The organism is Undibacterium sp. GW821-FHT11B02, from assembly GCF_058808955.1.
This window is the reverse complement of sequence record NZ_JBXASD010000006.1, coordinates 435933-450862: the sequence shown is the minus strand read 5'-3', so window position 1 is coordinate 450862 and position 14930 is coordinate 435933. Positions and strand designations below refer to the sequence as shown.

At 52.0% G+C, this 14930-nt stretch carries 15 protein-coding genes; 13 read left to right on the top strand and 2 right to left on the bottom strand.

Annotated elements, in window-relative coordinates:
- Positions 1-133 precede the first annotated feature (133 nt).
- The 5 genes from argB (at position 134) to AC1RVX_RS15565 (ending at position 3968) form a co-directional block, all read left to right on the top strand.
- Positions 134-1066 carry an acetylglutamate kinase gene (gene argB / locus AC1RVX_RS15585; RefSeq protein ID WP_423035330.1) on the top strand — a complete coding sequence of 311 codons (933 nt, stop codon included), beginning with the start codon at positions 134-136 and terminating at the stop codon, positions 1064-1066.
- A gap of 34 nt (positions 1067-1100) precedes the next feature.
- Positions 1101-1802 carry a pyrimidine 5'-nucleotidase gene (locus tag AC1RVX_RS15580; RefSeq protein ID WP_493217504.1) on the top strand — a complete coding sequence of 234 codons (702 nt, stop codon included), beginning with the start codon at positions 1101-1103 and terminating at the stop codon, positions 1800-1802.
- 181 nt (positions 1803-1983) lie between these two features.
- A complete protein-coding gene (slmA, locus tag AC1RVX_RS15575) occupies positions 1984-2559 on the top strand; it encodes a nucleoid occlusion factor SlmA (protein WP_493217503.1) in 576 nt (191 codons plus the stop codon).
- Positions 2560-2658: 99 nt separating this feature from the next.
- Complete coding sequence (locus AC1RVX_RS15570; protein ID WP_493217502.1) at positions 2659-3429, top strand: helix-turn-helix transcriptional regulator; 771 nt, start codon at positions 2659-2661, stop codon at positions 3427-3429.
- Between the two features lie 86 nt (positions 3430-3515).
- The gene (locus tag AC1RVX_RS15565; protein WP_493217501.1) at positions 3516-3968 is read left to right on the top strand and encodes an Mpo1 family 2-hydroxy fatty acid dioxygenase; all 453 of its coding nucleotides are present in this window, start codon (positions 3516-3518) and stop codon (positions 3966-3968) included.
- A 64-nt stretch (positions 3969-4032) separates the two neighbouring features.
- Here the strand turns inward: AC1RVX_RS15565 and AC1RVX_RS15560 are convergent, their stop codons facing one another.
- Positions 4033-5337 (bottom strand): diguanylate cyclase domain-containing protein, encoded by a 1305-nt coding sequence (locus AC1RVX_RS15560; RefSeq protein ID WP_493217500.1) that lies wholly within the window; start codon positions 5335-5337, stop codon positions 4033-4035.
- Positions 5338-5378: 41 nt separating this feature from the next.
- Between AC1RVX_RS15560 and AC1RVX_RS15555 the strand changes: the two genes are divergently transcribed.
- From AC1RVX_RS15555 to AC1RVX_RS15520, 8 genes are all read left to right on the top strand, one after another.
- Positions 5379-5516, top strand: a complete 138-nt coding sequence (locus tag AC1RVX_RS15555; RefSeq protein WP_493217499.1) for a hypothetical protein — start codon at positions 5379-5381, stop codon at positions 5514-5516.
- Positions 5517-5550: 34 nt separating this feature from the next.
- Positions 5551-7428: an aminodeoxychorismate synthase component I gene (pabB, locus tag AC1RVX_RS15550; RefSeq protein ID WP_493217498.1), complete on the top strand. Its 1878-nt coding sequence runs from the start codon at positions 5551-5553 to the stop codon at positions 7426-7428.
- 248 nt (positions 7429-7676) lie between these two features.
- On the top strand, positions 7677-8840 hold the full coding sequence (locus tag AC1RVX_RS15545) for an ABC transporter substrate-binding protein (RefSeq protein ID WP_493217497.1): 1164 nt from the start codon (positions 7677-7679) through the stop codon (positions 8838-8840).
- A gap of 172 nt (positions 8841-9012) precedes the next feature.
- Positions 9013-10068 carry a branched-chain amino acid ABC transporter permease gene (locus AC1RVX_RS15540; protein WP_493217496.1) on the top strand — a complete coding sequence of 352 codons (1056 nt, stop codon included), beginning with the start codon at positions 9013-9015 and terminating at the stop codon, positions 10066-10068.
- Positions 10068-11885: a branched-chain amino acid ABC transporter ATP-binding protein/permease gene (locus AC1RVX_RS15535; RefSeq protein WP_493217495.1), complete on the top strand. Its 1818-nt coding sequence runs from the start codon at positions 10068-10070 to the stop codon at positions 11883-11885. Before AC1RVX_RS15540 ends, AC1RVX_RS15535 begins: the two co-directional genes overlap by 1 nt.
- Before the next feature lie 29 nt (positions 11886-11914).
- A complete protein-coding gene (locus AC1RVX_RS15530; RefSeq protein ID WP_493217548.1) occupies positions 11915-12679 on the top strand; it encodes an ABC transporter ATP-binding protein in 765 nt (254 codons plus the stop codon).
- Positions 12680-12693: 14 nt separating this feature from the next.
- Positions 12694-13098: a VOC family protein gene (locus AC1RVX_RS15525; protein ID WP_493217494.1), complete on the top strand. Its 405-nt coding sequence runs from the start codon at positions 12694-12696 to the stop codon at positions 13096-13098.
- Positions 13099-13199: 101 nt separating this feature from the next.
- A complete protein-coding gene (locus AC1RVX_RS15520; protein ID WP_493217493.1) occupies positions 13200-13703 on the top strand; it encodes an SHOCT domain-containing protein in 504 nt (167 codons plus the stop codon).
- Positions 13704-13901: 198 nt separating this feature from the next.
- Here AC1RVX_RS15520 and AC1RVX_RS15515 read toward each other — a convergent pair whose 3' ends face one another.
- Positions 13902-14930, bottom strand: coding sequence for an HD-GYP domain-containing protein (locus AC1RVX_RS15515; protein WP_493217492.1), 1029 nt, complete (start codon positions 14928-14930; stop codon positions 13902-13904).

The window sequence follows — 14930 nt, the reverse complement described above, 5'->3', positions numbered from 1 at the left end:
AGGACTTTCAAAAAATTGTCCCGGCAAGACGTAGTAGCGACGACAACAGTACCATTGTACGGCCAGGCGCTGCAACTCAGCTGGGCAGATTTTCTGAGAGTCCTGCTCATCATCTCTTCAGGATACCGTCATAATGAGTGATTTGAATGCTAATACGGCAGAAGCGCCTGCAACCGAAGACAGACTGGCAGGTGTAGAACCTGCAATCAAAGCCGAAATCCTGGCGGAAGCACTCCCCTATATCCGTAAATTCCATGGTAAAACCATCGTCGTCAAATACGGTGGTAATGCCATGACCGAAGAACGTCTGAAACATGGCTTCGCCCGTGATGTCATCCTGCTCAAGCTGGTAGGCATGAATCCTGTCGTGGTCCACGGTGGTGGCCCGCAAATTGACAATGCCCTCAAGAAGATGGGCAAGCAAGGTACTTTCATCCAGGGTATGCGTATTACCGATGAAGAAACCATGGAAGTGGTGGAATGGGTACTTGGTGGCGAAGTCCAGCAGGATATCGTCATGTTAATCAATCACTATGGTGGTCAGGCCGTGGGTCTGACAGGTAAAGACGGCGGCTTGATCCGTGCCCGCAAGATGATGATGCCCGATCGTGAAAACCCGGGTGCCATGCTGGACATCGGTTTTGTTGGTGAAATTGATGCAATCAACCCGGCGGTTGTCAAAGCGCTGCAGGATGACGCCTTCATCCCCATTATTTCACCCATAGGTTTTGGTGAAGATGGTCAGGCTTACAATATCAATGCCGATCTGGTCGCTGGCAAGATTGCTGAAATTTTGAAAGCTGAAAAGCTGATCATGATGACGAATATCCCTGGCGTCATCGACAAGCAGGGTAATCTGGTCACCGATTTATCTGCACGTGAAATTGATGAAATGTTTGCTGATGGCACCATATCTGGCGGAATGTTGCCGAAAATCTCGTCCGCACTGGATGCTGCCAAGTCTGGTGTCAACACCGTGCATATCATTGATGGCCGCATCGAACATTCCTTGCTGCTGGAAGTGCTGACCGAGCAAGCCTTCGGCACCATGATACGCAGTCATTGATGGGTGGCTTGTTGGTGGGCGGAGTGTCAGCCTGATGCGAAGACGCTCCGCGCCCCTGTGGCTGTTTGATCTTGACAACACCTTGCACAATGCCTCGCATGCGATTTTCCCGGCCATCAACCGCAATATGAATGCCTTCCTGGCACGTGTGCTGGGTGATGGTGAAACGCCTGCAGATCCTGACAGGGTGAATGCCATACGGCAAGAATACTATGCGCGCTATGGCGTCACCATGCTGGGCATGGTCAGGCACCATGGTGTCAGGGCCGATGATTTCTTGCATGAAGTGCATCATTTTGATGACCTTGGCAGCATGATACGATATGAACGCGGCCTGAAAAAACTGCTGCGTCGTTTGCCTGGCAAGAAAATCCTGCTGACGAATGCCCCTCGTGCCTATTCAGGCCGTGTGCTGCGGCACATGGGCCTGCATCGTCATTTTGATGCCCATATACCGGTAGAAGCCATGCGCGTGCATGGCCAGCTACAACCCAAGCCTTCGCGTCCCTACTTGCGCAAGCTCCTGGCCACCTATGGCAAACGGGCGTCCGACTGCGTGCTGGTGGAAGACAGCATAGAAAACCTGCGTGCCGCCAAGCGGGAAGGCCTGCGTACGGTGTGGGTAACTGGTTACACTCCAGCTCATCAACTGAAAAAATCTGCTGCTTGTGCCGATGTGAAAGTAAAATCGGTCATGCGGCTACCGCGCCAAAGCTATCGACTTTTTGCACGCTGATTACGGCTGTTCTGCATCAGTTGCGGTAGAACCTTCTTTTTTTTGCTGTTTTTGACACAGAATGCATGCATGGGGGATTGCTTAGCTGCAAGCCAGTCTTTAAAATCCGCTGCGGCAACGGTTACATATTGCCTGCGGGAATCTCATCGCATTTCATAATTTACTTCTTACAGATAAAAACATGGCAAGCACCAAACCCGGCGAAAGAAAATTGCAAATCCTCCAGACGCTGGCGGCCATGCTTGAACATCCCAAAGGTGAAAAAGTCACCACGGCAGCCCTGGCAGCCCGGGTAGAAGTGTCAGAAGCGGCGTTGTACCGCCACTTTGCCAGCAAGGCCCAAATGTTTGAAGGTTTGATCGAGTTTATCGAAGCTTCGATTTTCGGACTGATCAACCAGATTTGCGAATCACAAGACCAGGGTTTGATGCAGGCACAGTCCATCAGTGGCATGTTGTTGAATTTTGCGGAAAAAAATCCCGGCATGACCCGTGTATTAATTGGAGATGCGCTGGTGAATGAAGACGAACGTCTGCAACTGCGCATGAACCAACTGGCAGAAAGACTGGAAATGGCGTTCCGTCAATCCCTGCGCCTTGCCGTAAGCCAGGGATATCTGACTGAACCGGAAGTACAGGCGCGCGCCAACCTCCTGTGCAGTTTTGTGATGGGACGTTGGCTGCGTTTTGCCAAGTCTGGCTTCAAATTATTGCCGACTGACCAGGCTCCCATGCAAATCGCCCTGTTGCTGCGCTGACCCTGCGGTGCATGGGTTGACGCCGGTTTATTGCTGGTGCCATACTTGGTCGTCGCGGTATTCTCTTATCTGCAGGACCGTAATGCACGCTATCAGCCCATGAAACTGCCGATCAGACAAGGCCATTTATTTTTGTGGCGTGGATGTGCGCTGGTTATTTCACCGGGCATAGATTCTACGCCGCACGCGCATTTTGCCGTGCAACTCAGCTATGGCCTGGACCGGTCATTCCGGGTGCGCCTGTCACCTGACGCCCCCTGGACAGAGACCCGCAGTGCCTGTTTCGTCGCCAATCGCATCCATCAGATTGACAGCAATGGCGGTATGCTGGCCCATCTCTTTATCGAATTACCGCGTGCCAGCCAGACCGATTTCACCGACCTGCAAGCCGCATTTGGACAGCATCCAGCCTTTTCGGCTATCGCCGTGACACTGGCAAACAGAGCTGCTGAGCTTGATATGCAGGGAGCAGAAGCCTTGCGTCTGGACTGGCAGGCATGTGCATTGCCGGATAACTTGCTGATCACTAATTATGATGGTCGCATCAGTCAGGCGTTAGCGCACATCAATGGGCAGCGCGACCTGGAATGTACCGGGGCCAGCCTGGCGCGCCAGGTACATCTGTCCGAAAGCCGTTTTACCCATTTATTCCGGCAACAGACTGGCATGACACTGTCACGTTACCTGTTGTGGTCACGCATGCTGGATGCGGTTGCTTTTGTCGCCGAAGGGCAAAACATGACAACCGCTGCCCATGAAGCCGGTTTTGCCGATCTGGCCCACATGAGCCGTACTTTTCGCAGCATGATGGGGGTAGCACCATCCGAATTGCACAGGATGGCGATTGCGTTCAAGCGCGATGCTATTTGATGGCTTAGTCTGCAAATATGCAATGTCATACGGCTGGACTGATTTGAATGTCCTTGCTGATGCACATCAATATAAAGGAGACCATCATGGAACCACATAGCCCCACACAGACCAGACAGATAGACCAGTTACTGTCGAAATACAGCGAAAGTCACTTGAACCCGACCAATGAACTGATACATTGCGTCTGTGTACCTGCCATCGTTTTATCTTTCCTGGGGCTGATCTGGGCAGCACATCCACTGGCTGCACTGCTGGTGACCGTCGTGTCTCTGGTGTATTACCTGAGCTTGTCGGCAAGTTTTGCTGTCGGCATGCTGGTCATGTCAGCCAGCATGTTGTGGATATTATCGCAACTACCGCAACAATGGATGTGGCAAATCTCGCTGGGGATTTTTGTGGTGGCCTGGATAGGGCAGTTCATAGGCCATAAAATCGAAGGCAAGAAACCTTCTTTCTTTGACGATCTGCGTTTTTTGCTGATAGGCCCGCTGTTTGTATTGGGTGTCTTATTTCGCCGTTTGCATATCGCGTATTGATGACAGCTGTGGCCAGCCTCTTTTGTTTTGAAGGTTTTGCCTCTTTCCAGACCGGTCAAAAGTTCTAATGCTGGATGGGTGGTGATGCCTTTGGCAGGTCGCTGCTAAACAGCCGCCAGGTATTGCGGCCTTCTGCTTTCGCTGCTTTCAGGGCAACATCCGTGTTGTGCAAGAACAGGCGTTGTTCTTTGGCATGCAGGGGGCAGCAGGCCACACCAATGCTGGCGGTGATCACGATTTGTTTGCCGCGCAAGGTCATGGGTTGATGGATGGCCTGCACCAGGCGCTCTGCCAGGGTTTTGACCACATCCAGATTGCCGACCTGGGGCATGATGACGGCAAATTCATCACCATCCACCCGACACAGCGTGTCAGTGCTGCGCAAGACGGCGCACAGGCGGTTGGCCATGGTCGCCAGGATCAGGTCGCCGGCATCGTAACCAAAACTTTCGCTCAAGCCTTTGAAGTGATCGAGGTCGATAAACATCAGGGCCGCCAGCTCATCACTGGCAACGGCGTCATCCAGGCAATTGGTCAATAGCCGGTGGAAATAATGACGATTCGGTAATTTGGTCAGGCTGTCGTGGTTGTTCAGGATCGCCAGGCGGCTGTCGGCTTCGCGGCGCTCGCGGGCTTCGCTTTGCATATCGTTTTCCCATGCTTCCATGCGTGCCAGCACCAGATTGAAATGCATGTTCAGACTACCAAAGTCATGTTCGGGGTCTTGTGGTGCCCGCAAGCTGTAATCGCCCAGAGTGGAAACTTTTTCAGCAATGACCGTCAATGCCATGACAGGATTAAGGTCCTGTAATTGTTTTTGTGTCAGCCAGTAAGCTGCCGTCATCGTCATTAAAACAGCAATGAGCCCACCCACCAGCAAAAAACTCAAGATGTGCTGATTCAGTGGCTGGCTGCTGCTATACAGCAACACCTGGCCGATGACGGTATTGCCACTGGTGATAGGGGAGATCGCCATGAAATAGCCGGAACGATATTCTGACTGGTGACGCCTGACCAGAGAAACAGCGCTGAACTCGTTGGTCTTGATCAATTGACCCTGTATATTCCAGGCAAGTATGGCTTGACCGTTGCGGTCATACACTGTGGCGCTTTGCATGTCCTGGGTATTGGTGGCATTTAACAGCAGATTCTGTAACTGGCGGGTATCGCCGGCCGTCATGGCATCGGCCATATTACTGGCCAGTGTGTCGGCCTTATAGATTGTTTCTGCGCGTATGTTTGCCTGCATCAGATAGGTGGAAAGGCCCAGTGTCAATAACAGTACCATCAACATGGATATTGCCATCGCGATCAGATTCTGGCGAAATATTTTTTTTGCCAGCGGCAATCTGAAAAAAGCATTTTGCATGGAGGAAGAGATATGCCGAAATTGTTCAGAGGAAATCATCAATGAGCGACTATACCTTTGTGGCACAGCAATGTCATATAAAAATAGTAGATTGGCCGATCACAATTTTATGTGGCAACAAGCCACCAGCTGTGGTGCCGGAAAAAGCAAGGCATGCACAAGTCTGTATCTGCGGGTAAACTGCGCCTCATCTCTTCCTTGACCTGAAAAAGCGTGTCAGATTTTTCCAACAATGTTCCAATACCCTTTCCTCTGCCGCAGGCGGGGAAATGTTTTGCCTTGCTTGATGATGCCCAGGCACATACTGCCCAGTCGCGTCTGTACACTGACTTGCGGGCCAGGTTGTTTTGCCGCTCCAAAGAAGAGTGGCCCAGCTTATGGCAGGATACACAGATCGCCTTGCAACAGGGTTGTTTTGCCGTTGCCCTATTGTCTTATGAAACTGGGGCGCAGCTACAGGACATCACCCCTCGTGATGGACAGGCTATTTCCCAGGTATTGCTTTTCCGCCACTGTCATGTCCTGACTGCGGCGCAGGTGCAGGATTTTTTGGCTGCGGAACTGCTAGCCACTGGACAAACGGGGTCCGTTGCCGGTATTGCCGGCATCCACGCTAATGTCGGTGTGGATCAGTTTGATGCCGGAATAGCCCGTGTGCTTGCCTATATCGCAGCCGGTGATACCTATCAGGTGAATTACACATATCGCCTGCATTTTGACAGTTATGGTTCCCCCCTGGCCCTGTATCAGCGCTTACGGCAGCGCCAGCCCGTGCCCTATGGTGCGCTGATTTGCCTGCCCGGTGGCGAAGCTGTTTTGTCATTTTCGCCGGAATTATTTGTGCGCCATCACCAGGGCCAATTGCTGGCCAGACCAATGAAAGGTACTGCTGCGGCCAGTGATGATGCCGATGAAGATAAACGTCTTGCCACTGCTCTGGCTGCTGACAGCAAAAACCGCGCAGAAAATCTCATGATCGTGGATTTGCTGCGCAATGACCTGGGCCGCATTGCCGCTACCGGCTCCGTCAGGGTCCCCGCCCTGTTTGAGGTCAGCCGTTTTTCCAGCGTCTTGCAAATGACATCAACAGTACAGGCAGAATTGAAACAGGGCTTGGGTCTGACCGGGATTCTGACTGCGCTATTCCCCTGCGGTTCGATTACTGGCGCGCCCAAGCGTCGCACCATGCAAATCATCCGTGAATTGGAGAGCGAGGCACGTGGTTTGTACACCGGTGCCATAGGCTGGTTTGATCCGCCGCAAGAGCATGCCACCCTGGGAGATTTTTGCCTTTCAGTACCGATACGGACTTTGCAGTTGCAGGCACCGGCAGATCCGAAAATTACAGGGATTCGCCGCGGCGTCCTGGGTGTCGGTGCGGGCATAGTCTATGACAGTGTGGCCAGGGAAGAATTTGCCGAGTGCCACTTGAAAGCCGGTTTCCTGACGGGTTTGCCAGCGCAATTTGACTTGTTTGAAACCATGCATGCCAGCCGAGAAGATGGCTGCCGCCATTTGGAACACCATCTGCAACGCCTTCGCAAGTCGGCTGGCTATTTTGGATTTGCCTGGAATGAATCCCTTATACGGCAGCGTGTATCGGAAGCCTGCCAGCAATTGCCTGCAGCACAAGCTTGCCGTTTGCGGTTGGCGATTAATCCAAAGCTGGACATCGAACTGACCAGTGGCGTACTGTCCCCGCTGCCAGTCAGACCTGTTGTTATGCTGGCGCCAGAAACCACTGACGGCAGCGACCTGTTTTTACGTCACAAAAGCAGCCTACGTCAGCGCTACGATGCTGCCTGGCAAGCCGCAGAACAGCAGGGCGCGTTTGACATGCTGTTCTTCAATGAGAGTGGTCACCTGACTGAGGGCGGGCGCAGTACTGTGTTGTTGAAAAAAGCTGGTGAATGGCTGACGCCGCCAATCAGTGACGGTGTTTTGCCTGGCATCATGCGTGCTGTCTTGTTGGACGATCCGCAATTCGGGTTACGCGAGTGTAGCCTGGTGCTGGATGACCTGTTGAATGCTGAAAAAATTATGTTATGCAACGCCCTGCGTGGTGCGTTTGAAGTAGAGCTAAGGCGCTGATTGTTTTGGTGTGATTTGGACACGTGAGGGTGCTGTATCTTTCATGTTGGAAATATAAGAAAAAACTGCCAATGTGCGCTTATCTGAAGTATAAAGAGTGATTGTCCGCCAGTGTGGGTTGTGTCTGCACGTCAAATTTGACCCTGATGTTGTGCCTGAGCATAGGAAAGGTTACACTGAATAAAAAATTAACCGACCGATCGGTCGGTTAATAATTTCATAAACAAAAGCAAGACAGGAGACTATCCATGAAGAAACGATTCGCACTGGCGGCTTTGCCAGTTATGTTGTCGCTGGTATTGGCAGGCAGTGCTTATGCGCAGATCAAGGTAGGCGTGAATGTATCCGCAACCGGCCCTGCTGCTTCTTTGGGTATCCCGGAAAAAAATACCTTCGCCCTGTTGCCGAAAGAAATTGCTGGCAAGAAAGTGGAATACATCGTGCTGGACGACGCGTCCGATACCACGACCGCAGTAAAAAATGCGCGCAAGCTGATTGCCGAAGACAAGGTAGATATCCTCATTGGTTCTACCATCACACCAAATTCGCTGGCCATGATCGATGTGGCTGCTGAAAACGAAACTCCCATGATTTCCATGGCAGCGTCGTCAGCGATTATTTCACCGCTGGATTCCAAGCGCTTCTGGGTGTTCAAGACCCCGCAAAATGATTCACATATGTCGACCGCCATTACTGGTCACATGAATGACAATGGTATCAAGACCGTTGCTTTTATCGGCTTTGCCGATGCCTATGGGGAAGGCTGGTTCAAGGAATTTTCCAAAATCGCCGAACTGCGGAAGTTGAAAATTGTTGCCAATGAACGCTTTGCCCGTAGTGATACGTCAGTGACAGGTCAGGTATTGAAGATCATGGCAACCAATCCGGATGCGGTGTTGATTGCCGGTGCCGGCACACCTGCGGCCTTGCCACAGAAAACCCTGAAAGAACGCGGTTATAAAGGTAAGATTTACCAGACCCACGGCGTTGCCAACAACGACTTCCTGCGTGTTTGCGGCAAGGACTGCGAAGGCACCTGGTTGCCAGCCGGACCATTGCTGGTGGCCGAGCAGTTACCGGCTGATAACCCAGTCAAGAAATCTGCGCTGCGTTATCTGAAAACCTATGAAAAAGAATATGGTGCTGGCTCGGTTTCCACTTTTGGTGGTCATGCCTGGGATGCCAGCCTGTTGCTGGAAAACGCAGCAACAGTGGCTTTGAAGAAAGCTCAGCCTGGCACCAGGGAATTCCGCGCTGCCTTGCGTCTGGCGCTGGAAAACATCAGCAACCTGCCTGTCTCGCATGGCATCGTCAACATGAGTGACACGGATCATCTTGGTCTTGATCAGCGCTCACGGGTCATGGTGCAAATCGTCAATGGCAAATGGAAGTTGTACGGCCAGGCCAACTGAACTCTGCAAGTCTGAAAGAAGGGAGCTGCGGCTCCCTTTTTATTCGACCAACAGAGAGCTAGAGAATAATTATCAGGATTTATGCAAAATTGCTCCAGCAAGGAATTGCAACGCAACGGGGGCTGTTTTGCATAAGTCCTAATCAGGTAACACCAAAGAAAGTCAGGTATCCATGGATTTTTCAATTGCTGCCATCCTGGCTCAGGATGGCATTACCAACGGTGCCATCTATGCCCTGCTGGCATTGGCACTGGTATTGGTATTTTCCGTCACCCGGATCATTTTCATACCACAGGGTGAATTCGTTGCTTTTGGTGCTCTGAGTCTGGCCGCCATACAGTCGGGCAAATTCCCGCAATCGGCCAGCCTGCTGCTGGCCTTTGGCCTGCTATGCATGATGAAGGAAGCCTGGTTTGTCCTGCGTGCTGTGCAGCCAGTGACCAACGCCGGCAAGAGTCTGCTGTTCAGCGCGGCCCGGCTGGTGCTGGCACCTATGTGCATCTGGCTGCTGGCACGTAATGTGTCGGCCCAGGAATGGCCACTGTTTGCCCAGGTAGGGCTGGCATTGGCGATCGTGATACCGATGGGGCCGATGATATACCGGCTGGCCTATCAGCCCCTTGCCGAAGCCAGTACGCTGGTACTGCTGATTGTGTCTGTTGGCGTACACTTTGCCCTGACTGGTTTGGGATTGGTGATGTTTGGTGCCGAAGGCTCTCGTACCACCGCTTTCAGCGATGCCCGCCTGGAAATCGGTGCCATGCAGATATCCGGTCAGAACCTGGTGGTGATAGGCGTGTCAGGTCTGCTGATAGCGGCCCTGTATTTTTATTTTGAGCGCAGCCTGTCAGGCAAAGCCTTGCGTGCGACGGCAGTCAATCGCCTGGGCGCGCAATTGGTGGGAATAGGAACCATCAAGGCTGGGCGTTTGGCATTTACCCTGGCGGCAGCCATGGGCGCGCTGTGTGGCGTATTGATCGCCCCGGTGACAACGGTCTATTACGACGGTGGTTTCCTGATTGGTCTCAAGGGTTTTGTCGGTGCCATTGTCGGTGGTCTGGTCAGTTATCCGGTGGCTGCGGCTGGTGCTTTGCTGGTGGGTTTGCTGGAATCTTATTCGTCGTTCTGGGCCAGCGCTTACAAGGAGGTTATCGTATTCACCCTGATTATTCCGGTCTTGTTGTGGCGCTCACTAAACAGCAAACACAATGATGAGGATGAAGAATAATGAAGACACTCATCCAACACGGAAAATGGGTATTGCTGGTACTGATATTGCTGTTTCCTCTGATACCAGTACCTGAATTCTGGATTACTTTGGCCAACTATATCGGCCTGTATGCCATCGTGGCCCTGGGACTGGTACTGTTGACCGGTGTCGGTGGCATGACCTCATTCGGGCAGGCAGCCTTTGTCGGGCTGGGGGCCTACTCCAGTGCTTATCTTTGTACTGCATTGGGCTATTCACCCTGGCTGGGTTTGCTGGCAGGTCTGGTGTTGACCATGGTGGCCGCATTTACCATCGGCATGATCACCATGCGTTTGTCCGGGCATTATCTGCCGCTGGGGACCATTGCCTGGGGCCTTTCACTGTTTTTCCTGTTTGGCAATATGGAAATTCTGGGCAAATATGATGGTTTGAACGGCATCCCGGCAATTACCCTTGCTGGTTTCAAACTGGATAGTGGACGCAGCATGTTTGCCCTGATCTGGGTCATTCTGCTGCTGGCGATTGTCGCCATTCAAAACCTGTTGCAATCCCGCCCGGGGCGCGCCATACGTGCTTTGAAAGGCGGCGGTGTCATGGCCGAAGCCATGGGGGTCAACACCGCCAGGATGAAGGTCATCATTTTTGTGATTGCTGCCATGCTGGCGAGTATTTCCGGCTGGTTGTACGCTCACTTGCAACGCGCAGTCAACCCTACCCCTTTCGGTTTGAATGCTGGTATCGAATACCTGTTCATGGCAGTGGTGGGTGGTGCCGGGCATGTCTGGGGTGCCTTGCTGGGTTCAGCTTTGCTGACCCTGTTGAAAGACAAATTGCAAAGCATCCTGCCGGTGCTATTAGGGGCGAATGGTAATTTTGAAGTCATCGTTTTCGGTGTCTTGCTGATACTGCTGTTGCAAAGGGCACGCGATGGCGTATGGCCGTACCTGGCGCGCTGGACCCGGCGTATTTTTGCTGCCTGGCTGCCAGAAGACCAAGGCATACAAGTCAAACCGGGGGCCGCTGTTCTCAGTACGCGTGCCAAGCCTGCTGCCGATACCGTCATTCTTGAAATTGACAAGGCGCGCAAACAGTTCGGTGGCCTGGTGGCTGTCAATGATATGCAGTTCACCGTCAGTGCCGGGCAGATCGTTGGTTTGATCGGCCCCAATGGTGCCGGCAAATCTACCATGTTCAATCTGGTGACCGGGGTCTTGCCATTGAGTGGTGGAGCTATCCGTTTTTATCGCGATGGCCAGTTACGTGACATCGGCAACCTGCCGTCGCGTGAGATTGTCAAACTGGGTATAGGTCGCAGTTTCCAGCACGTGCGTTTGCTGGCCAGCATGAGTGTGCTGGAAAATGTCGCCATCGGTGCCCATTTGCGCAGCAAGGGCGGTGATGTGATGGAAGTGATTTCCAGTATTTTGCGACGTGGCAGCAAGATAGAAAATTCCCTGCTGGCAGAAGCGCAGCGGCAACTGGAAAGGGTGGGCCTGGCCCATCTGATGCAGGAAGAAGCTGGTAGCCTGGCACTGGGACAGCAACGCATACTGGAAATCGCCCGTGCCCTGTGCTGCGACCCTGCACTGCTATTGCTGGACGAACCAGCAGCCGGTTTGCGCTACAAAGAAAAACAGGAACTGGCAGAATTGCTGCGCAAACTGCGTGGCGAAGGCATGAGCATTTTGCTGGTCGAACATGACATGGATTTTGTGATGAACCTGACTGATCATCTGGTGGTGATGGAGTTCGGCACCAAGATTGCCGAAGGTCTGCCGCAAGAAGTACAACAGCATCCGGCCGTGCTGGAAGCATATCTGGGTGGGATAGACTGATGACGACGCCAATTTCTACAGAGCCGGTCATGCCGGTGACTTCATCGACCGAAGCAGGCTTATTGCAGACCAGAGACTTGCAGGTCTTTTATGGCAAGGTAGAAGCCCTGCAGGCCGTCAACATACATGTGGATGCCGGGCAGATCGTGACCGTGATCGGCCCCAATGGTGCCGGCAAATCCACCATGCTCAATGCAATTGCCGGTGCATTGCCGACGAATGGCAGTCTGCGCGGACAAATACTTTTATCTGACAAAGATTTGGCAGGCGTCGCGATAGAAACCCGGGTTGCACAGGGTATGTCACTGGTGCCAGAAAAGCGGGAGTTATTCGCCAGCATGAAGGTGGAAGATAATCTGTTGCTGGGCAGCTATCGGCGCTATCAGGCGGGCGAAAAAAATTATGCTGACCAATTACCGGTCGTGTATGATTTATTTCCACGTCTGAAAGAAAGACGCAATCAGGAAGCGGGTACCCTGTCTGGCGGTGAGCGCCAGATGCTGGCACTGGGCCGCGCCTTGATGGCCAAGCCACAATTATTGATGCTGGATGAGCCCAGTCTCGGTCTGGCACCATTGATCGTCAAGGAGATTTTTCACATCATCCAGCGCCTCAGGCAAACCGGCGTTGCCATTTTGCTGGTCGAGCAAAATGCCCGTGCAGCGCTACAAGTGGCAGATTATGCCTATGTGCTGGAAACCGGACAGATCGCTTTGCAAGGGCTAGCGGCTGAACTGGCCAATGACCAGAGGGTGATTGATACCTATCTGGGGTTGGCAAAAAAAGTCCATTGAGAAGGAAGAAATCCGTGATTTCACATGTGTTTATAGGTATTCACGATTTTAAGGTAGCGTTCGAATTTTATTCAGCACTGATGGCCGAGCTGGGGTTAGTGCTGAAATTTAGTGATGCAGAAAAGCCCTGGGCAGGCTGGATGGCCAGCGGGCAACCCCGCCCGCTATTCGTGATTGGCTTGCCATTTAATGGCGAGCCAGCCAGTGTTGGTAATGGCCAGATGATTGCGTTACTGGCACCATCGCGTGAAGCCGTCCGGCGCTGTCATGCGGTCGCCATGGCGCATGGCTGTGTCGATGAAGGTGAACCGAGCCTGCGTCCGCATTACCACCCCAATTATTATGGCGCGTATTTTCGCGATCCAGATGGTAACAAGCTGTGTATCTGCTGCCACCATGCGCAAGAGGATGAGGCTTAACAGCTTGCTCCAAAAAATGTAATTATTTTTTTAACGACAGGGGAGTTCAGATAGCAGCTTGAGTATAATCGACAGGACTTCACTTTTTGACGTGTGATTCGATGAGACTCTTGCTTTGTTCTGCCGCTTTACTGTTGACAGCCTGCGCATCCAATTCCAGCGTGATGCCGATAGGCAAGGATACCTATATGGTATCGCGCCAGGCAGCAACCGGATTTTCTGGTCCCGGTACATTGAAGGCAGAGGCATTTCAGGTAGCCACACAGTATTGCGAAAAATTGGGTAAGTCCTTCCAGGTAGTCAGCAGCCAGGAAGCCCAACCGCCATATATTCTCGGTAATTTCCCCAAGGCTGAAATACAGTTCATGTGCCTTGATGCGAATGACGTCGAGTTGAACCGCCCCAAGCTGAAAAAGGCCGCCGATACCGTGATAGAAATTAAGAACGATAGCCGGGGCAAGGCTGATGCTCCTGCCGCTGTTGCCGCCCCGGCATCCAAAGATATTTATTCTGAATTGCTGAAGTTGGACAGCCTGCGTAAGCAAGGCATCATCACTGATGCTGAATTCCAGACGCAAAAAACCAAACTGCTGAATGCCAATTGAATTTTCGACTGGCGTAGTTTGATAAATGGTTACTATTGTCTACGCTGACTTAACTTCAATACCTTATCTAATTCTTCAAACCATCCACCCGTGTCACCATAGGCAGTTTCTGTTTGATGGAGATGAAGCCAGGGTGTTTGGCTTGCACTTGGAGAAGTAAATCCAAAGACTACCCCATATGTTTTTGAAAATGAGTATTCAATTTCCTGGATTCTTAGGTTGTCCCCATTCTTTTTTTGCATCCTCTTCTACTTCTCCCCAGTGTTTTTGAACTTCCAGTATTTGTGGTAACAGAAGTGAAAAGACTTCCACCAGATCCGGATCAAAACGGGTGCCGGCCTCTTGGCTCACATATTCCAGTATTTTTTCTGTGGGCCAGGGATCCTTGTAAGGGCGCTTCATGCTCAGTGCATCAAATACGTCTGCCAGGGCTACTATGCGCGCTGCTTCGGGTATTTCCAATTTTTTCAAACCACCGGGATAACCGCTGCCGTCCCATTTTTCATGGTGTCGCAAGGCGATGGTCGCTGCCAATTGAAAAACAGGTGCCTTGCTCATACTGAGTATGTCGTGCCCAATTTGCGGATGTGTTCTCATTACATTCCACTCTTGCTCACTTAGTGGGCCGGGTTTCCGTAAAATTGACTGTGGCACACCAAGTTTGCCGGTATCGTGCATGGGGGCAGCCATTTCTAGTTGTGCACTGCGTTCGGCATCCCATCCAACACCTTGAGCAATGATGCGAGCATATGCTGCCATGCGCCAGATGTGGGTGCCTGTGTCGGTATCGTTGTAGTGCCCGGCATGGCCAAGCATTAATATGGCGTCACTATGGCTACGTTCTAGTGCCGTTGCTCTTACCAGTGAAAGGTGTGCAGCGACTCTGGCGCGCACCAGTGGAGGTGAAACAGGTTTGATGATGTAATCAATCCCACCGGCTGCGAATCCGGCTGCTTCATGCGTGGTGTCTGAATAGGCGGTAACAAAGATAACTTGTATGGTTTGTAAAATATCGAGCTGCTTGATTTGCTTGCAAAGTTCATAGCCGTCTATGTCAGGTAAGCCGACATCAAGCAATACCATATCGGGTTTGTGTTTTTCTATGACGGCCAGGGTTTCTGCGCCATTACGTGCGAATACCAGCATGTAATGGTCAGCCAGAATTTCTCTCATGATTGCCAGGTTGCCAGGCTCGTCGTCTACGACAAGAATTTTATGAAGGATCAT

Excerpts from the sequence above, each read along its gene's own strand:
- argB (WP_423035330.1), top strand. The coding sequence starts at position 134 with ATGAGTGATTTGAATGCTAATACGGCAGAAGCGCCTGCAACCGAAGAC.
- AC1RVX_RS15580 (WP_493217504.1), top strand. The coding sequence starts at position 1,101 with ATGCGAAGACGCTCCGCGCCCCTGTGGCTGTTTGATCTTGACAACACC.
- slmA (WP_493217503.1), top strand. The coding sequence starts at position 1,984 with ATGGCAAGCACCAAACCCGGCGAAAGAAAATTGCAAATCCTCCAGACG.
- AC1RVX_RS15570 (WP_493217502.1), top strand. The coding sequence starts at position 2,659 with ATGAAACTGCCGATCAGACAAGGCCATTTATTTTTGTGGCGTGGATGT.
- AC1RVX_RS15565 (WP_493217501.1), top strand. The coding sequence starts at position 3,516 with ATGGAACCACATAGCCCCACACAGACCAGACAGATAGACCAGTTACTG.
- AC1RVX_RS15560 (WP_493217500.1), bottom strand. The coding sequence starts at position 5,337 with ATGCAAAATGCTTTTTTCAGATTGCCGCTGGCAAAAAAAATATTTCGC.
- AC1RVX_RS15555 (WP_493217499.1), top strand. The coding sequence starts at position 5,379 with ATGAGCGACTATACCTTTGTGGCACAGCAATGTCATATAAAAATAGTA.
- AC1RVX_RS15545 (WP_493217497.1), top strand. The coding sequence starts at position 7,677 with ATGAAGAAACGATTCGCACTGGCGGCTTTGCCAGTTATGTTGTCGCTG.
- AC1RVX_RS15540 (WP_493217496.1), top strand. The coding sequence starts at position 9,013 with ATGGATTTTTCAATTGCTGCCATCCTGGCTCAGGATGGCATTACCAAC.
- AC1RVX_RS15535 (WP_493217495.1), top strand. The coding sequence starts at position 10,068 with ATGAAGACACTCATCCAACACGGAAAATGGGTATTGCTGGTACTGATA.
- AC1RVX_RS15530 (WP_493217548.1), top strand. The coding sequence starts at position 11,915 with ATGCCGGTGACTTCATCGACCGAAGCAGGCTTATTGCAGACCAGAGAC.
- AC1RVX_RS15520 (WP_493217493.1), top strand. The coding sequence starts at position 13,200 with ATGAGACTCTTGCTTTGTTCTGCCGCTTTACTGTTGACAGCCTGCGCA.
- AC1RVX_RS15515 (WP_493217492.1), bottom strand. The coding sequence starts at position 14,930 with ATGATCCTTCATAAAATTCTTGTCGTAGACGACGAGCCTGGCAACCTG.